Here is a 17,331-nt window from a genome sequence, read left to right as displayed (position 1 = left end):
CCACGCGCAACGCTCCCGCTCAAAAAACTTGGGGCGGCCCAAGGACCGCCCCACACATCGCCCACAACCGGCTGATCAGCGCGGCAGCAGGCTCTCGCCCATCAGGAACTCATCCACAGCGCGCGCGCACTGGCGCCCCTCTCTGATCGCCCACACGACAAGAGATTGCCCGCGGCGCATGTCGCCGGCGGCGAACACCTTGGGCACGTTGGTCGTGTAGCAGCCGGCACCGTCGGTGGTCGCCTTGGCGTTGCCGCGCGCGTCCTTATCGACGCCGAAGGCTTCCAGCACGCCGCCCACCGGGTTGGTGAAGCCCATCGCGAACAGCACCAGGTCGGCCTTGATCTCGAACTCGGAGCCCGGCACTTCGGACATCCTGCCGTCCTTGAACTCCAGGCGACAGGCCTTGAGCGCCTTGACCTTGCCGTTCTTGCCGATGAACTCCTTGGTGGCGACGGCGAAGTCGCGCTCGCAGCCTTCCTCGTGCGACGACGAGGTGCGCAGCTTGGTCGGCCAGTACGGCCAGACGAGCGGCTTGTTCTCCTGCTCGGGCGGCATCGGCATCAGCTCGAACTGGGTCACGCTCGCCGCACCGTGGCGGTTGGAGGTGCCAACGCAGTCGGAGCCGGTGTCGCCACCGCCGATCACCACCACGTGCTTGCCTTTGGCCGAGATCGGGTTCGGCTTGTCGCCGGCGACCTGCTTGTTCTGCGGGATCAGGAACTCGAGCGCGAAATGCACGCCGCCGAGCTCGCGGCCCGGCACCGGCAGGTCGCGCGGCACTTCCGAGCCGCCGGCGAGCACCACCGCGTCGAACTCCCGCTGCAATTGCTCGGCGCTGATCACTTGCTTCGCGTCATTGACGATGCCGGCCGGCACTTCCTTGGCGCCCACCAGCACGCCGGTGCGGAAGACGACGCCTTCCGCCTGCAGTTGCTCGACTCGGCGATCGATCAGCGACTTTTCCATCTTGAAGTCGGGAATGCCGTAGCGCAGCAGGCCACCGATGCGGTCGTTCTTCTCGAACACGGTGACGTCATGGCCGGCGCGCGCCAGTTGCTGCGCAGCGGCGAGGCCCGCCGGGCCGGAGCCGACGACGGCGACCTTCTTGCCCGTCCGCACATCGGCCGGCTGCGGCACCACCCAGCCTTCTTCCCAGGCCTTGTCGATGATCGCGTGCTCGATCGACTTGATGCCCACCGCCTCGGTGTTGATGTTCAGCGTGCACGCGGCCTCGCAGGGCGCGGGGCAGATGCGGCCGGTGAACTCGGGGAAGTTGTTGGTGGAGTGCAGCACCTCGATCGCCTCGCGCCAGTGGCCGCGATACACGAGGTCGTTCCAGTCGGGGATGATGTTGTTGACCGGGCAGCCGTTGTTGCAGAACGGGATGCCGCAGTCCATGCAGCGTGCGCCCTGCACCGACGCCTGCTCATCGGTGAGGCGGACGACGAATTCCTTGTAGGTCTTCAGGCGCTTGTCGACCGGCTCGTAGGCCTCCGACAGGCGCTGATATTCCAGAAATCCAGTGGGCTTGCCCATTTATGCGGCCTCCTTCTCTGCATCGCGCTGCTGCGCCATCTCGGCCAGCGCGCGGCGGTACTCGTGCGGGAACACCTTGACGAACTTCTTCCGCCAGACGCTCCAGTTGTTCAGGATCTCGCGGGCGCGCACGCTGCCGGCGAAGCGGACGTGGCGCTCGATGAGGCCCTTGAGGATGAGCTCGTCGCCCATCGTCAGGTGGTCGATGTCGACACGGCCGTGGGATTCGAGCTCGTCGCCCGACTCCGAGCCCTTGCGCGCGGCGATCTCGTCGGGCAGCGGCTCGAGCGCGACCTGCGCCATGTTGCAGCGCCGCTCGAAGCTGCCGTCCTCGTCCAGCACGTAGGCCACGCCGCCCGACATGCCGGCAGCGAAGTTGCGGCCGGTCTGGCCGAGCACGACGACGGTGCCGCCGGTCATGTATTCGCAGCCGTGGTCGCCCACACCTTCCACCACCGCGGTGGCGCCGGAGTTGCGCACCGCGAAGCGCTCGCCGGCGACACCGGCGAAATAGACCTCGCCTTCGGTCGCACCGTAGAGCACGGTGTTGCCGACGATGATGTTCTCCGGCGTGGCGCCGCGGAACTCGGCCTTCGGACGCACGATGATGCGACCGCCCGACAGGCCCTTGCCGACGTAGTCGTTGCCCTCACCCACCAGCTCGAGCGCGATGCCGCGCGCCAGGAAGGCACCGAAGCTCTGCCCGGCGGTGCCGTTCAGGCGGATGTGGATGGTGTCGGAGGGCAGCCCGGCATGGCCGTAGTGCGCCGCCACCTCGCCGGACAGCATCGCGCCGACGGTACGGTTGATGTTGCGCACCGGCAGGTCGATGTTGACCTTCTCGCCCTTCTCCAGCGCCGGTTTCGCCAGCGCGATCAACTGGTGGTCGAGCGCCTTGTCGAGCCCGTGGTCCTGCGTTTCTGCGTGCAGGCGCGGCACATCGGCCGGCACGCGCGGCTGGTAGAAGATGCGCGAGTAATCCAGGCCCTGCGCCTTCCAGTGCGAGATGCCCTTCTTCATGTCGAGCAGGTCGGCACGGCCGATCAGGTCGGCGAACTTGCGGATGCCGAGTTGGGCCATCAGCTCGCGCACTTCTTCGGCGACGAAGAAGAAGTAGTTGACCACGTGCTCGGGCTGGCCGGAGAAGCGCGCGCGCAGCACCGGGTCCTGGGTGGCGACGCCCACCGGGCAGGTGTTGAGGTGGCACTTGCGCATCATGATGCAGCCTTCGACGACCAGCGGCGCGGTGGCGAAGCCGAACTCGTCGGCGCCGAGCAGCGCACCGATGAGGACGTCACGACCGGTCTTGATCTGGCCGTCGACCTGCAGCCGCACACGGCCGCGCAGGCGGTTGAGCACCAGGGTCTGCTGGGTTTCGGCGAGGCCGAGCTCCCACGGCGAACCGGCGTGCTTGATCGAGCTCCACGGCGAGGCGCCGGTGCCGCCGTCATGGCCGGCGACGACGATGTGATCGGCCTTGGCCTTGGCCACGCCGGCCGCCACCGTGCCGATGCCGATCTCCGACACCAGCTTGACCGAGATGCTGGCCGCCGGGTTGGTGTTCTTCAGGTCGTGGATGAGTTGCGCCAGGTCCTCGATCGAGTAGATGTCATGGTGCGGCGGCGGCGAGATGAGACCGACGCCCGGCACCGAGTGGCGCAGGAAGCCGATGTATTCCGACACCTTGTGGCCGGGCAACTGACCACCCTCGCCGGGCTTGGCGCCCTGGGCCATCTTGATCTGGATCTGGTCGGCGTTGACCAGGTATTCGGCGGTGACGCCGAAGCGCCCGGAGGCCACCTGCTTGATCGCCGAACGCAGCGAGTCACCCGCGGAGAGCTCCAGGTCGCGCGCGACGCGCTGCTCGCCGATCACCTGCGACAGCTTGATCGCCTGGGTCAGCGGCTTGAAGCGCATCGGGTCTTCGCCGCCCTCGCCGGTGTTCGACTTGCCGCCGATGCGGTTCATCGCCACCGCCAGCGTGGTGTGCGCCTCGGTGGAGATGGAGCCGAGCGACATCGCGCCGGTGGCGAAGCGCTTGACGATCTCCTTGGCGGGTTCGACTTCGTCCAGCGGCACCGGCGCGCCGGCGGGCTTGAGCTCGAACAGGCCGCGCAGCGTCATGTGCCGCCGGCTCTGGTCGTTGATGATCCTGGCGTATTCCTTGTAGGTGTCGGACTTGCCCGAGCGCGTCGCGTGCTGCAGCTTGGCGATGGCATCCGGCGTCCACATGTGCTCTTCGCCGCGGATGCGGAAGGCGTACTCGCCGCCGGAGTCGAGCATGTCGTGCAGCACCGGGTCGGCGCTGAACGCGGCCTTGTGCAGGCGGATGGACTCCTCCATCACCTCGAACACGCCGATGCCCTCCACCTGGCTGGTGGTGCCGGTGAAGTACTTGTCGAGCAGCGCCTGCTTGAGGCCCACCGCCTCGAAGATCTGCGCGCCGGTGTAGGACATGTAGGTCGAGATGCCCATCTTGGACATGACCTTCATGAGGCCCTTGCCGATCGCCTTGACGAAGTGCTTGACGTACTTGGCCGCGGCCTCCGCGTCGTCGGCCAGGTGCGCCAGGGTCTCGAGCGCGAGGTAGGGGTGGATCGCTTCCGCGCCATAGCCGGCAAGCACGGCGAAGTGGTGCACTTCGCGCGCCGAACCGGTCTCGACCACCAGGCCGGTGCGGGTACGCAGGCCCTTTTCCACCAGGCGCTGGTGGATCGCCGACAGCGCGAGCAGCGCGGGAATGGCGACGCGGTCGGCCGTCAGCTTGCGGTCCGACACGATCAGGATGTTGGTGCCGCCCAGCACCGCGTTCTCGGCATCGGCGCACAGCGAAGCGAGGCGCGCCTCGACGCCTTCCTTGCCCCATTCGGCCGGGTAGCAGATGTCCAGCTCGGCGGAGCGGAACTTGTTCTGCGTGTAGCGCGCGATGTTGCGGATCTTGGCCATGCCTTCGAAATCGAGCACTGGCTGGCTCACCTCGAGGCGGAACGGCGGGTTGATCTCGTTGATCTCGAGCAGGTTCGGGCGCGGGCCGATGAACGACACCAGCGACATCACCATCTGCTCGCGGATCGGGTCGATCGGCGGGTTGGTGACCTGCGCGAACAACTGGCGGAAGTAGTTGTACAGCGGCTTGTTCCTGGACGACAGCACCGCCAGCGGCGAGTCGTTGCCCATCGAGCCGGTGCCCTCCTCGCCGGACTTGCCCATCGGCTCGAGGATGAACTTGATGTCTTCCTGCGTGTAGCCGAAGGCCTGCTGGCGGTCGAGCAGCGGCGCGACGCGCTCGTCCGCTGCGGCAGCGTCGAGGATGGCCGGCGCTTCCAGGGTGTCCAGCTTGATGTTGATGCGGCGCAGCCAGTCGGCGTAGGGCTTGGCGTTGGCGAGCGACTCCTTGAGCTCCTGGTCGCCGATGATGCGGCCCTGCTCCATGTCGATCAGGAACATCTTGCCCGGCTGCAGGCGCCACTTCTTGACGATCTTGCTGTCGGGGATGGGCAGCACGCCGGATTCGGACGCCATCACCACCAGGCCGTCATCGGTGACGAGGTAGCGCGCCGGGCGCAGGCCGTTGCGGTCCAGCGTGGCGCCGATCTGGCGGCCGTCGGTGAACGCCACCGCGGCGGGGCCGTCCCACGGCTCCATCATCGCCGCGTGGTATTCATAGAACGCGCGACGCTTCTCGTCCATGTGCGTGTGCGACTCCCAGGCCTCCGGGATCATCATCATCATCGCGTGGGCGAGCGAGTATCCGCTCATCACCAGCAGCTCGAGCGCGTTGTCGAAGGAGGCCGAGTCGGACTGGCCGGGGTAGATCAGCGGCCAGATCTTCTGCAGGTCGTCACCGAGCAGCGGCGAATGCACGCCCTTCTCGCGCGCGCGCATCCAGTTGTAGTTGCCGCGCAGGGTGTTGATCTCGCCGTTGTGAGCGATGTAGCGGAACGGGTGCGCCAGGTCCCACTTCGGGAAGGTGTTGGTCGAGAAGCGCTGGTGCACCAGCGCGAGCGCCGAAGCGGCACGCGGGTCGAGCAGGTCGGCGTAGTACTCGCCGACCTGGTTGGCCAGCAGCAGCCCCTTGTAGTTCACGGTGCGGGCCGACATGGAGACCATGTAGAACTCCTTGCCGTGCTTGAGCTGGAGCTCGGCGATGGCGTTCGCGGCGCGACGACGCACGATATAGAGCTTGCGCTCGAGCGCTTCGGTGACCATGACGTCCGCGCCGCGGCCGATGAAGATCTGCCGGATCACCGGCTCCATCGCCTTCACCGTCGGCGACATCGGCATGTCGCGGTTGACGGGCACGTCGCGCCAGCCCAGCACGACCTGGCCTTCGGCGACGACCGCGCGCTCGATCTCTTCTTCACAGGCGAGGCGCGAAGCGGCCTCCTTGGGCAGGAAGACCATGCCGACGCCGTACTCGCCGGATAGCGGCAGGGCCACGCCCTGCTTCGCCATTTCCTCGCGAAAGAGCTGATCGGGAATCTGGATCAGGATGCCCGCGCCATCGCCCTGCAGCGGGTCGGCACCGACGGCGCCACGGTGGTCGAGGTTCTTCAGGATCTCGAGGCCCTGGAGAATGATGTCATGACGTTTCTCGCCCTTGATGTGGGCGATGAAACCCACGCCACAGGCATCGTGTTCATTGGCGGGGTCGTACAGACCCTGCTTTTGGGGCAGATCCATCTCTTTCTTCCTCAAACGACACGCAAGATCACGCGCAGGGGCCCCGAGGGACCGAAAAAAACAAAACCGAACGCGCACAAAAAAGCCGGGCGCGCGCGCACCGGCTTTATGGCTGCACCACAGTGGTGCATAACAGAAGAGGCCATCGGGCTTTTAAAGAAGCGCCGACGCGCTGACTGTTGACAAAAAAACTATACGCCCGACCCGGGCAGGGTTCAAGATTTTTTTGCATTGCGGCAATCTTCCTGAAACACAAACCCCGCATCAGTGAATTTCACCCACCGCGAACAGCCGCCGGTGCTCCTTCATCGCGTAGCGGTCGGTCATGCCGGCGATGTAGTCGGCGATCGCCCGCGGCTTGTCGTCGCGCGCCTTGGCCTGGTATTGCGGGGGCAGGATGTGAGGGTCGTCCATGAAGGCGACGAACAGGTCGCTGACGATGCGACGCGCCTTGTTGGTCATGCGCAGCACCTGGTAGTGGCGGTACAGCTCGTCACGCAGGAAGACCTTCAGTTCGCGCAGGCGCGGCAGCAGCGCATCCGAATAGGCGACGAGGCGCTCCGCGGCGCGCACGTCGGCGAGGCTGTGCACGCCCGCGGCGGCGATGTTCACGCGCGTCTGGCCGATGAGGTCGATCACCATGGTGTGGATCATGCGGCGCACCGTCTCGTTGATCAGCCTGCGCCCGCCGAGGCCCGGCCACAGCGCCTCCACCTCGCGCCGCTTGGCGGCGAAGATGGGTACTGCCTCGAGTTGCTCGAGCGTGATCAGTCCGGAGCGCAGGCCGTCGTCCACGTCGTGGTTGTTGTAGGCAATCTCGTCGGCGAGGTTGGCAAGCTGCGCCTCGAGCGAGGGCTGCGTGCCCTCCAGGAAGCGCCGGCCCAGCTCGCCCAACTGCGCAGCACTTCCTCGCGAGCAGTGCTTGAGGATGCCCTCCCGTGTCTCGAACATCAGGTTGAGCCCGTCGAAGGCGGCGTAGCGGTCCTCGAGCAGGTCCACCATACGCAGCGACTGCAGGTTGTGCTCGAAACCGCCGTGATCTTTCATACAGGCGTTCAACGCCTCCTGGCCGGCGTGGCCGAAGGGCGTATGGCCAAGGTCGTGGGCCAGCGCGATGGATTCGGCGAGGTCCTCGTTCAGGCCCAGTTCGCGCGCGATGCCGCGAGTGAGCTGGGCGACTTCGATGCTGTGCGTGAGCCGGGTGCGGAACAGATCGCCTTCGTGATTGACGAAAACCTGCGTCTTGTACTCCAGCCGGCGGAAGGCAGTGGAATGCACGATGCGGTCGCGATCGCGCTGGAACTGACCACGCGCCACCGGCGCGGGTTCGTCATGCAGGCGGCCGCGAGAATTCGCTTCGGTCACCGCGTACGGGGCAAGCTGCATCATGCGGCCATCCTCCAGCGTGGGTGCGGCAGGCGCCGCAATCCGGGTTCAGCGGCAGCGCGCCGCAATCGCCGCGGCAATGTCCTCGCGCGGTGCGTCGGCATGGAGCACCGCTTGGCCGATCGACCGCAGCAGCACCAGGCGCAGGCGGCCGGCCTCGACCTTCTTGTCGTGCGACATCAGGTCGAGGTAGCGGTCGACGCCCAGCACCGGGCCCCACACCGGCAGCCCGGCGCGCTCGAACAAGGCGCCGATGCGCGCGACGTCCGCCTCGCCCAGCCAGCCCAGGCGGCGCGACAGTTCGGCGGCCATCATCGTGCCGGCGGCCACCGCCTCGCCATGCAGCCATTCACCGTAACCCATGCCCGTCTCGATGGCATGGCCGAAGGTGTGGCCGAGGTTGAGCAGCGCGCGCTCACCCTGCTCGGTCTCGTCGGCAGCCACCACCTCCGCCTTGTTGCGGCAGGAGCGCTCGATGGCATGGGCCAGCGCCTCCGGGTCGCGCGCCATGACGCGCTCGAGGTTGGCCTCGAGCCAGACAAAAAACTCGCGATCGCGGATCAGCCCGTACTTGATCACTTCGGCCGCGCCCGCCGCCAGCTCCCGCGGCGGCAGCGTGCCCAGCGTCGCGGTGTCGGCCAGCACGAGTCTCGGCTGGTAGAAGGCGCCGATCATGTTCTTGCCCAGCGGGTGATTGATCGCCGTCTTGCCGCCGACCGACGAATCCACCTGCGACAGCAGCGTCGTCGGCACCTGGATGAAAGGCAGGCCGCGCTGGTAGGTCGCCGCGGCGAAACCACCCATGTCGCCGACGACGCCACCGCCCAGCGCAATCAGGGTGGTCGAGCGCTCGCACCGCCCTTCGAGCAGGGCGTCGAAGATCAGGTTCAGCGTCATCCAGTCCTTGTGCGACTCGCCATCGGGCAGTTCCACCGATGACACGCGCACGCCGGCGCCTTCCAGCGTGGCGCGCAGTGTTTGCAGGTAAAGCGGGCCGACGAGGTCGTTGGTGACGATGATCGCACGCGGCGTCTTCAGCGCCGGCAGCAGCAGGTCAGCGCGGGTCAGCAGGCCCGGGCCGATGTGGATCGGGTAGGCCCGATCGCCGAGGGCTACGTTCAGGGTTCGCATGGGAATTTCTTGTCCAGCATGAGCACGGCCTTCTCGATCTGTCGCACCATCGTGCCGGGGTTGCCGCGCCCGCCATCGATGACGATGTCGGCGACCTCGCGATACAGCGGATCGCGCGCGCGGTGCAGCTCCTCGATGCGCGCACGCGGGTCTTCCACCTGCAGCAGCGGGCGGTTGCGGTCGTTGCGCGTGCGCTCCCACAGGATCTGCGGCGGCACGTTGAGGTACACCACCACGCCGCGCTGCGACATCAGCGCACGGTTGGCCGGGTCGAGCACCGAACCGCCGCCGGTGGCGATGACGATCTCCGATTCGCGTGTCAGTTCGTCCAGCGCCTGGGATTCGCGCCTGCGGAAACCGACCTCGCCCTCGATCTCGAAGATGGTCGGGATGCTGACCCCGGTGCGGGCGATGATCTCGTGATCGACATCGGCAAAGCGCACGCCGCGGCGGCGCGCCAGTTCCTTGCCGACGGTGGTTTTCCCGGCTCCCATCATGCCGATCAATATCAGACAACTCACGCCAGATTCGCCGGAAGGTGATCAAAAAAGGGGCGGGCACCCGTGGGGTGCCCGCCCGGCATTGTATCAGCAGTGCGGGGCGCCGAACGGCGCGCCCGCATCAGGCCGCTCAGCGCAGCGTCAGCGCGTCGGCAACGATGCGCGGCGTGATGAACACCAGCAGCTCCTTGCGGTTGGAGTCCTTGCGCGTGGTGCGGAACAGGCCGCCCACCACCGGCAGTTCGCCCAGCACCGGCACGCGGTCGATGTTGGTGGTCTCTTCTTCCTCGTAGATGCCGCCGATCACGACCGTGCCGCCATTGTCGATCAGCACCTCGCTCTTGACGTTCTTGGTCTCGATGGGCGGCACGCCGAGCAGCGCGTTCTCGAACAGCGGACGGTCCTTGTTGACCTCGACCTTCAACTGCAGCCGTCCGTCCGGCGTGATCTGCGGCGTGACCTTCAGCGACAGCACCGCCTTCTTGAACGACACGCTGGTGGCGCCGGAACTCGTCGCCTGCTGGTAGGGAATCTCGGTACCCTGCTCGATCGAGGCCTCGACCTGGTTGGCGGTGAGCACTCGCGGGCTCGACACCACGCGGCCGCGGCCGTCGGACTCGAGCGCCTGCAGCTCGAGGTTCAGGAAACGGGTCAGCCCCTTGTTGAACAGCGTCAGCGCAACCGAACCATAGGCGCCCGAGACAGGAACCGCTGCGCCACTGGTGGCGGTCTCACCTATGCGCTGAACCATGCCATTGAGCGCCTGGTCGGTCGCGGTGCTGATCTTCCCGGTGGTCGGATCGACGCTCGCGAACTCGGACTTGCCGAAACCCAGCCGGCCGCCGCCGCCAAGGTTGACCGGGGTGCTCTTGCCAAAGCCCAACCGCACTCCCAAGTCGCGCGCGAACGTCTTGTTCGCCTCGACGATGCGCGCCTCGATCAGCACCTGGCGCGGTGGCACGTCGATCTCCGAGATCAGCTTGCGCACCTCGCGCAGCCGGCCGCTGACGTCGCTGACGAAGACCTTGTTGGTGCGGTCGTCGTGCGTCACGCTTCCACGCTTGGACAGCAGCGACTGGTCCTTGCGCTTGGTGATGAAGTCCTCGATCTCCTTGGCCTTGTGGTAGTTGATCTGGAAGCTCTCGGTCTGCACCGGCTCGAGGTCGCCGATCTGCGCCTTGGCCTCGAGCTGCATCTTCTCGCGCGCAGCGAGCTCGTCGCTCGGCGCGATCCAGATCACATTGCCGTCCTTGCGCTTGTCCAGCCCCTTGGCCTGCAGGATGATGTCGAGGGCCTGGTCCCAGGGCACGTCCTTCAGGCGCAACGTCAGGTTGCCCTGCACCGAGTCGGACGTGATGATGTTGAAATTGGTGAAGTCGGCGATGACTTGCAGCACCGAGCGCACGTCGATGTTCTGGAAGTTCAGCGACAGCTTCTCGCCCTGGTACTGACCGCGGTTGCCCTGCACCAGCTTGTTGGGGTCCTCGACGATGCGCTTGACCTCGAGCACGAACTGGTTGTCGCTCTGGTAGGCGTTGTGCTCCCACATGCCGTTGGGCGTCACCACCAGGCGGGCATTCTCGCCCTGCTGCTGCGCCACCATCGAAGTAATCGGCGTGGCGAAGTCGGTGACGTCCGAGCGGCGGCGCAGGTGCTCCGGCAGCGAGGTCTTGAGGAACTCGACGACCAGGTTGCCGCCCTGCTGGCGGATGTCGATACCGGCGTCCGGGCGCGACAGGTCAACCACGACGCGACCTTCGCCATTCTTGCCACGGCGGAAGTTGATGTCGCGGACATTGCTGCCGTCAACCGCTGCGGCCCGCGCTTCGGCGAAATTGCCGTACGACTGGCCAACCGCGGTGACCGGGGCCGCGCTCGCACCGGCCGGCGCAATGGCGATGATCAGATTGCGCCCGTCGATGCGCGTTTCGTACGGGCTGACCTTCACCAGGTTCAACACCAGGCGCGTGCGGTCGCCGGCCTGAACGATGTTGGCGCTGCGCAGGTCGCCCTGCTCGATGCTCTGCAGCGTGCGGCCCAGACCGTTGCCGGTGGCGGGGAAGTCGAACGCGATGCGGGCCGGGTTGGCCACGCTGAAACTTGCCGGCACCGCGGCGAGCGGCTGCTTGAGACCGAGCTTGACGTAGAGCGTACCGCCCTGCTCGGCGACCTCGAGCGATTCGATCTGGTTGGGCAGCGACTGCGTCTGCTGTGCAACCTGCTGCGCGCGAGCCGCCTGAGCCGGCGCAAATGCGACACATAGCGCCGCCACCAGCACTCCGATGCGGTTCTTCATTTCCTGCCCTCCTGGCGCTCTTGCAGCATCAGCGTACTCGTGCGCTCGACCCAGTCGCCGTTGACGTCCTCGACCAGTTCCCGCAGCGCCATCGACGTGTCGGAGATGCTCGTGACGATGCCGAAATTCTGGCCCATATAGTTCCCCACCTTGACCTGATACAGGCTCTTGTCCGCCATGATCAGCGCATTCACCGCCTTGTTCTGCCGCATGACCCCGACCATCTTCAGCGATTCCAGCGGATAGGCCTCGAGCGGCTCCTTGCGCCGCTGCGTGTCCGGCCGCACCCCACCGGGCGCCTTCTCCGGCTCGATGCGACTGGCGCGGAATGGCTCGACCAGGGTCGAGGCGGAATACGCCACCACCGCATAGGGCTTGATCTCGGGCAGCGGCTTGACGCTGCCACGCATGGTCTTGGCCTGCTCGTCCATCCAGGCCCGGATGTCCTGCTGTTCGTCGCCCGAACACGCTCCCAGGCCAAGGCAGCATGCCAGGATGGTCACGGTGCGCCTCACTTGTTCTTCCCCTTGGCAGCCTTCTCGGCTGCCCGCTTCTTCGCAAGTTCTTCTTCGTCGAGATAGCGGTAGGTGATCGCCTTGGCGTCCAGCTTGAGCCTGCCGTCCTTGTCCGCCTCCAGCGCCACATTGTTGAGCGTGACGATGCGCGGCATTTGCGCGACGTCGCTGGCGAACTCCCCGAGGTCGTGATAGATGCCGATCACCTTGATGTCGATCGGCATCTCGGCGTAGAAATCCTTGATGACATCCGAGCCCGGCTTGAACAGATCGAACTGCAGGCCGCGCCCCAGCCCTGCCTGGTTGATGTCCGACAGCAGCGAGTCCATCTCGGCCCGGTTCGGCAGTTGCTTGAGCAGCGCGCCGAACTGACGGTCGATCTCGGAAAGCTGACGGCGGTGTTCATCGAGGTTCACCGCCTGCCGCTTCTTGTTGACCCATTCCTCGCGCAGGCTGAGTTCCTCGGCCTGGCGCTGCTCCAGCGTCAGCGCCTGTTCGCGCCAGTCGAACCACCAGAAGGCAGCGAGAGTGGCCACCAGCAAGCCGACGAAGACGGCGACGCGCGGCGCCAGCGGCCAAACGCCTGGGTCCCTTGCATCCAGCCCGCGAAAGTCCTGCGCCAGGCGCTTCAGGTCGAGGTTGCGCAAACTGCCCCGCGCGGCGTTCGCGTTCATTTCGCCACTCCCTTGCCCGCCGCTGGCGCAGCGGTCTTCGCCGCCGCCTGTTCCTGCTTGGGTTGCTTGATGCTGACGTTGAGGGTGAATTCGCTCACGCGACGATTGTTCACCGTAGCAGACTTGACTTCGACCAGCGCCGGCTGCTCGAGGAAGGCCGAGCCATCGACGTTGCGCATCAGATGCGAGACGCGCGCGTTCGACTGCGCGTAACCCACCAGGGTGATGCGCGGGCCGTTCTGCTTGGCCGATTTGAGGTACACGCCTTCCGGCATGACCTGCGCGAGTTCGTTGAACAGATGCACCGTCTCGGCGCGGGTGCTCTGCAGCGATTCGATCACCTGCTTGCGCGCCAGCAGCGCATCGATCTGCTCGCGCAGGCGGCGGATTTCCGCGATCTGCTGGTCGAGGATGACGATCTCGGACTTGAGGAAGGCGTTGCGCTCTTCCTGCGCGCCGATGTACTGCGCGTAGATCGTGTGCACCAGCAAGCCGATCAGCGCGCCCAGCACCACCATCGCTGCGGACAGCGAATAGAACTGCTTGCGTCGCTGCCGGCGCTTTTCCTCGCGGTGCGGGAGGAGGTTGATCCGTATCATGCGTCGAATCTCCGCAAGGCCAGGCCGCAAGCCACCATCAGCGAGGGCGCATCCGCAAGCAGGTTCTTGGGCCGCACCTTGGAAGACAGGGTCATCTTCGCGAAGGGGTTCGCGATGACGGTCTCGATCTGCGTGCGGGCACCGACCACCTGCGCCAGCCCGGGCATGATGGCGCAGCCACCGGCGAGCACGAGATGGTCGATCTGGTTGTACTGGGTGGACGTGAAGAAGAACTGCAGCGCACGCGAGACCTCGAGCGCAAGGCTGTCCATGAAGGGGCGCATGAGATCTCGCGCATAGGCTTCGGGCAGCGTGCCCGCGCGCTTCGCCGCCTCGGCATCGTCCACGCTCATGCCGTACTGGCGGGAAATGTCCTGGGTGAGCTGATTACCGCCAAAGGCCTGCTCGCGCGAGTACACCGGGACGCGGTTGCGCAGCATGGTCACGTTCATGACGCTGGCGCCGACATCGATGAGCGCGATCACCTTGTCGCGCCCGCCGCCGGGCAACTGCGCGCTGACGAGCTCGAGCGCCGATTCGATCGCGAGCGACTCGACATCGACGACCGTTGCCTTCAGCCCGGCCGCCTGCGCGATGGCCACGCGGTCCTCGACCTTGTCCTTGCGCGAGGCGGCGATCAGCACCTCGACCTCGCCGGGGCTGCCGGGCGCGGGCCCGATGACCTGGAAGTCGAGGTTCACCTCATCGAGCGCGAAAGGAATGTACTGGTTGGCCTCCGACTCGACCGCCAGTTCCATTTCCTGCTCGCGCAGACCCTCGGGCAGGATGATCTTCTTGGTGATGACCGAGGATGCCGGCAGCGCCATCGCGACGTTGCGCACGCCCGGGCCGAAGCGACGCAGCGCCCGCACCACCGCTTCGCTGACTGCTTCGAGATTGGCGATGTTGCCGTCCACCACCGCATCGCGCGGCAGGGTCTCGATCGCGTAGCGCTCGACTTTGTAACCGTCCTTGTCCCCTCCGGACAGCTCGACAAGCTTGACCGATGAAGATGAGATATCGAGTCCGGCAAGCTGGTGCGCCCTGGAACCGAAGAGGGAGAGCTCAATCACAAAGAAAACCCTTAAATTTCTTTATGTTACGCGCAATTTGTAATCATTTTTGTCGGATGCTAACAACAACCACCATGGGTGTAAAGCGCAACACTTCACGGCCAGAGTTCTGTAACGGCTCGCCGCAAGGCTTCCTTTATACTAGCGACCCGATTTTTCTTGTGGACTGCCAATGCGCTGGGTCCTCTATCCGGTTGCGGCGCTGATCTCGCTCGCGATCCTCGGCATCGCCACGCTGGTCGCCATCTCGCTGTTCGCGTGGCCCAACCTGCCGTCGCTCGAAACCCTCACCGACTATCGCCCGCGTGTGCCGCTGCGGGTGCTCACTGCCGACGGCTACCTGCTGGGCGAATTCGGCGAGGAACGCCGCAGCGTGGTGCATATCGCCGACGTGCCGCCCGTCCTCAAGCAGGCCATCCTCGCGGCCGAGGACGAGCGCTTCTACGAACATCCCGGCATCGACCCGCTCGGCATCGTGCGCGCAGCGATCGCCAACGTGACCTCGGGCGGACGTGGCCAGGGCGCCTCGACGATCACCATGCAGGTGGCGCGAAACTTCTTCCTGTCGCGCGAGAAGACCTTCAATCGCAAGCTCTATGAAATCCTGCTCGCGCTGAAGATCGAGCGCAGCCTGTCGAAGGACGAGATCCTCGAGCTTTACCTCAACCAGATCTATCTCGGCCAGCGGTCCTACGGCTTCGCGGTCGCCGCAAAGACCTACTTCGGCAAATCGCTCGGCGAGATCACGCTGCCCGAGGCGGCGATGCTGGCAGGGCTGCCCAAGGCGCCATCGGCCTTCAACCCGATCGTCAACCCTGCGCGCGCGACGCTGCGCCAGCGTTATGTGCTGCGCCGCATGGTCGAGGCCGGCTTCATCGACGAGGCGGCTTTCCGCCACGCTATAGCGCAGCCCGTCACCAGCCGCCGCGCGACCAACAATGGCGGCGAACCGGTGCTGCATGGCGACTATGTCGCCGAGATGGCGCGCCAGATCGCCGTCGAGCAGTTCGGCGACCGCGCCTACGAGTTGGGCATCAGCATCATCACCACGATCACGCGCAAGGACCAGGAAGCGGCCTATGCCGCGCTGCGCGAGGGCGTCGCCGACTATGACCGCCGCCACGGCTACCGCGGGCCCGAAAGCTTCGTCGACCTGCCTGCGGGCAAGCTCGACGACGAGCAGCTCGACGACCTGATGGGCGACGCTGCCGACTACGATGAGCTGCTTGCCGCGCTGGTGCTGGAGGCATCACCGAAGCAGGTCGCGCTGTACCGCCATGGCGAACGCATCACGATCTCGGGCACCGGCCTGCGCTTTGTTGCGCCGATGCTCGCCGACAAGGCGCCGCAGACCCGGCGCATCCGCCGCGGCGCGATCGTGCGCATCCACGCGGTGAATGGCGGCAAGGGCTGGGAGATCACGCAACTGCCCGAGGCGCAGGGCGCCCTGGTGTCGATCGACGCCAGCAGCGGCGCGGTGCGGGCGCTGATCGGCGGCTTCGACTACAACCGCAGCAAGTTCAATCACGTCACCCAAGCCCAGCGGCAGCCGGGATCCAGCTTCAAGCCCTTCATCTATTCCGCGGCGTTCGAGCGCGGCTTCGGCCCGGGCAGCGTGATGAGGGACGAACCCATCTCCTTCCCCGCCGGCACCACCGGCGGCCAGGCCTGGGAGCCAAAGAACTACGACGGCAAGTACAGCGGCCCGATGACGCTGCGCAGCGCCCTGGCGCGTTCCAAGAACATGGTGTCGATCCGGCTGCTGCAGGCGATCTCGCCCGACTACGCGCAGGACTACATCACCCGCTTCGGCTTCGATGGGGCCAAGCATCCGCCTTACCTGACGATGGCGCTGGGCGCGGGTTCGGTCACGCCATGGGAGATGGCCTCGGCCTATGCGGTGTTCGCCAATGGCGGATATCGCGTCGAGCCCTTCGTGATCAAGGAGATCCACGACGGCAATGGCCGCGTGATCGCGCGCACCGATCCGCCGATCGCCGGCGAGAGCGCACCGCGCGTGATCGACGAGCGCAACGCCTGGCTGCTCGATTCGATGATGCAGGACGTCGTCCGCTCCGGCACCGCGACACGCGCCCGCGTCCTCAACCGCAGCGATCTCGCCGGCAAGACGGGCACGACCAACGACTATCTCGACGCCTGGTTCTGCGGCTACGGCGGCAACATCGTGGCGGTGACGTGGATGGGTTACAGCCAGCCGCGCAACCTCGGCCGCGGCGAGACCGGCGGCGCCGCGGCCTTGCCGATCTGGATCGACTACATGCGCGTCGCGCTGCAGGACGTTCCGCAGCGCGAGCATCCACTTCCCAGCGGCCTGCTGGCCGTACCCTCGGGCGACGGCAGCCGGCAGGACTACATCTATGCCGAGAACAAGCCGCCCGCGCCGCCGCCCGTGCCGGACTGGCTGAAGGACATGTTCACCGACGAAACGCCGGCGACGGAGGCGCCCGAAGAGGCGATACCGCCGGCGCCGGCCGCGCATTCCGCGCCGCGGCGCGACGTGCCGGCAATGCAGGCGCCGGCACCGGTTGTCGACCGCGTGCCGGTGCCGATCGGGCGCTGAGCCCGCTCGGACTCAGGCGCCGCGGCTCACATTGATCGCGGTGCCGCCCTGCTCGCTGACCAGCTTCGACAACATCGCGTAGAGCTCGGCACCGTCACGCGTGTTGAGCCATTGCCCCGCCTCGGGCCGGAAGTGGAACCCGCCCGAGCGCGCCGCAACCCAGATCTCGCGCGCCGCCGTGTGGCGGTTGATGATCATCTTGCTGCCGTTGTCGAACTCGATCTCGAGCACGCCACCGGGCTTGGGTTCGATATCGATGTCCGCGCCGCAGTCCTCGAGCGCGGTCTCGATGCGCGCGAGTTCTGCCTCGGCGAGGGCGTTGAATGCGGACTCATCCATGCTGGCTCCTTCTGT

12 protein-coding genes are annotated in these 17,331 nt (G+C 66.3%); 1 reads left to right on the top strand and 11 read right to left on the bottom strand.

Annotated features, from left to right (window positions below):
- Positions 1 to 75: 75 nt before the first annotated feature.
- From GH664_RS14440 to GH664_RS14395, 10 genes are all read right to left on the bottom strand, one after another.
- Positions 76 to 1,539: a glutamate synthase subunit beta gene (locus tag GH664_RS14440; RefSeq protein WP_153168782.1), complete on the bottom strand. Its 1,464-nt coding sequence runs from the start codon at positions 1,537 to 1,539 to the stop codon at positions 76 to 78.
- Positions 1,540 to 6,222 carry a glutamate synthase-related protein gene (locus GH664_RS14435; protein ID WP_153168781.1) on the bottom strand — a complete coding sequence of 1,561 codons (4,683 nt, stop codon included), beginning with the start codon at positions 6,220 to 6,222 and terminating at the stop codon, positions 1,540 to 1,542.
- A 264-nt stretch (positions 6,223 to 6,486) separates the two neighbouring features.
- Positions 6,487 to 7,611 carry a deoxyguanosinetriphosphate triphosphohydrolase gene (locus GH664_RS14430; protein ID WP_153168780.1) on the bottom strand — a complete coding sequence of 375 codons (1,125 nt, stop codon included), beginning with the start codon at positions 7,609 to 7,611 and terminating at the stop codon, positions 6,487 to 6,489.
- A gap of 45 nt (positions 7,612 to 7,656) precedes the next feature.
- Complete coding sequence (aroB, locus tag GH664_RS14425) at positions 7,657 to 8,739, bottom strand: 3-dehydroquinate synthase (RefSeq protein ID WP_153168779.1); 1,083 nt, start codon at positions 8,737 to 8,739, stop codon at positions 7,657 to 7,659.
- On the bottom strand, positions 8,727 to 9,260 hold the full coding sequence (locus GH664_RS14420; RefSeq protein ID WP_153168778.1) for a shikimate kinase: 534 nt from the start codon (positions 9,258 to 9,260) through the stop codon (positions 8,727 to 8,729). Before GH664_RS14420 ends, aroB begins: the two co-directional genes overlap by 13 nt.
- A 109-nt stretch (positions 9,261 to 9,369) precedes the next feature.
- Positions 9,370 to 11,535, bottom strand: a complete 2,166-nt coding sequence (gene pilQ / locus GH664_RS14415) for a type IV pilus secretin PilQ (RefSeq protein ID WP_153168777.1) — start codon at positions 11,533 to 11,535, stop codon at positions 9,370 to 9,372.
- Positions 11,532 to 12,050, bottom strand: a complete 519-nt coding sequence (locus GH664_RS14410; protein ID WP_153168776.1) for a pilus assembly protein PilP — start codon at positions 12,048 to 12,050, stop codon at positions 11,532 to 11,534. The genes pilQ and GH664_RS14410 overlap by 4 nt, the downstream gene beginning before the upstream one ends.
- On the bottom strand, positions 12,047 to 12,724 hold the full coding sequence (locus GH664_RS14405; protein WP_153168775.1) for a type 4a pilus biogenesis protein PilO: 678 nt from the start codon (positions 12,722 to 12,724) through the stop codon (positions 12,047 to 12,049). The genes GH664_RS14410 and GH664_RS14405 overlap by 4 nt, the downstream gene beginning before the upstream one ends.
- Positions 12,721 to 13,323, bottom strand: a complete 603-nt coding sequence (locus GH664_RS14400) for a PilN domain-containing protein (RefSeq protein WP_153168774.1) — start codon at positions 13,321 to 13,323, stop codon at positions 12,721 to 12,723. Before GH664_RS14400 ends, GH664_RS14405 begins: the two co-directional genes overlap by 4 nt.
- Positions 13,320 to 14,396, bottom strand: coding sequence for a pilus assembly protein PilM (locus GH664_RS14395; RefSeq protein ID WP_153168773.1), 1,077 nt, complete (start codon positions 14,394 to 14,396; stop codon positions 13,320 to 13,322). Before GH664_RS14395 ends, GH664_RS14400 begins: the two co-directional genes overlap by 4 nt.
- A gap of 172 nt (positions 14,397 to 14,568) precedes the next feature.
- Between GH664_RS14395 and GH664_RS14390 the strand changes: the two genes are divergently transcribed.
- On the top strand, positions 14,569 to 16,977 hold the full coding sequence (locus GH664_RS14390) for a penicillin-binding protein 1A (protein WP_153168772.1): 2,409 nt from the start codon (positions 14,569 to 14,571) through the stop codon (positions 16,975 to 16,977).
- A gap of 12 nt (positions 16,978 to 16,989) precedes the next feature.
- Here GH664_RS14390 and cyaY read toward each other — a convergent pair whose 3' ends face one another.
- The gene (cyaY, locus tag GH664_RS14385; RefSeq protein WP_153168771.1) at positions 16,990 to 17,316 is read right to left on the bottom strand and encodes an iron donor protein CyaY; all 327 of its coding nucleotides are present in this window, start codon (positions 17,314 to 17,316) and stop codon (positions 16,990 to 16,992) included.
- Between the last annotated feature and the right edge of the window lie 15 nt (positions 17,317 to 17,331).

The organism is Thauera sp. 2A1, assembly GCF_009469595.2.
Taxonomy (GTDB): Bacteria; Pseudomonadota; Gammaproteobacteria; order Burkholderiales; family Rhodocyclaceae; genus Thauera.
The sequence above is the reverse complement of the archived record's forward strand: the minus strand, read 5'-3'. Positions and strand labels throughout refer to the sequence as shown.

Coding starts and splice junctions, on each gene's coding strand:
- GH664_RS14440 (WP_153168782.1), bottom strand. CDS start 1,539: ATGGGCAAGCCCACTGGATTTCTGGAATATCAGCGCCTGTCGGAGGCC.
- GH664_RS14435 (WP_153168781.1), bottom strand. CDS start 6,222: ATGGATCTGCCCCAAAAGCAGGGTCTGTACGACCCCGCCAATGAACAC.
- GH664_RS14430 (WP_153168780.1), bottom strand. CDS start 7,611: ATGATGCAGCTTGCCCCGTACGCGGTGACCGAAGCGAATTCTCGCGGC.
- aroB (WP_153168779.1), bottom strand. CDS start 8,739: ATGCGAACCCTGAACGTAGCCCTCGGCGATCGGGCCTACCCGATCCAC.
- pilQ (WP_153168777.1), bottom strand. CDS start 11,535: ATGAAGAACCGCATCGGAGTGCTGGTGGCGGCGCTATGTGTCGCATTT.
- GH664_RS14405 (WP_153168775.1), bottom strand. CDS start 12,724: ATGAACGCGAACGCCGCGCGGGGCAGTTTGCGCAACCTCGACCTGAAG.
- GH664_RS14400 (WP_153168774.1), bottom strand. CDS start 13,323: ATGATACGGATCAACCTCCTCCCGCACCGCGAGGAAAAGCGCCGGCAG.
- GH664_RS14390 (WP_153168772.1), top strand. CDS start 14,569: ATGCGCTGGGTCCTCTATCCGGTTGCGGCGCTGATCTCGCTCGCGATC.
- cyaY (WP_153168771.1), bottom strand. CDS start 17,316: ATGGATGAGTCCGCATTCAACGCCCTCGCCGAGGCAGAACTCGCGCGC.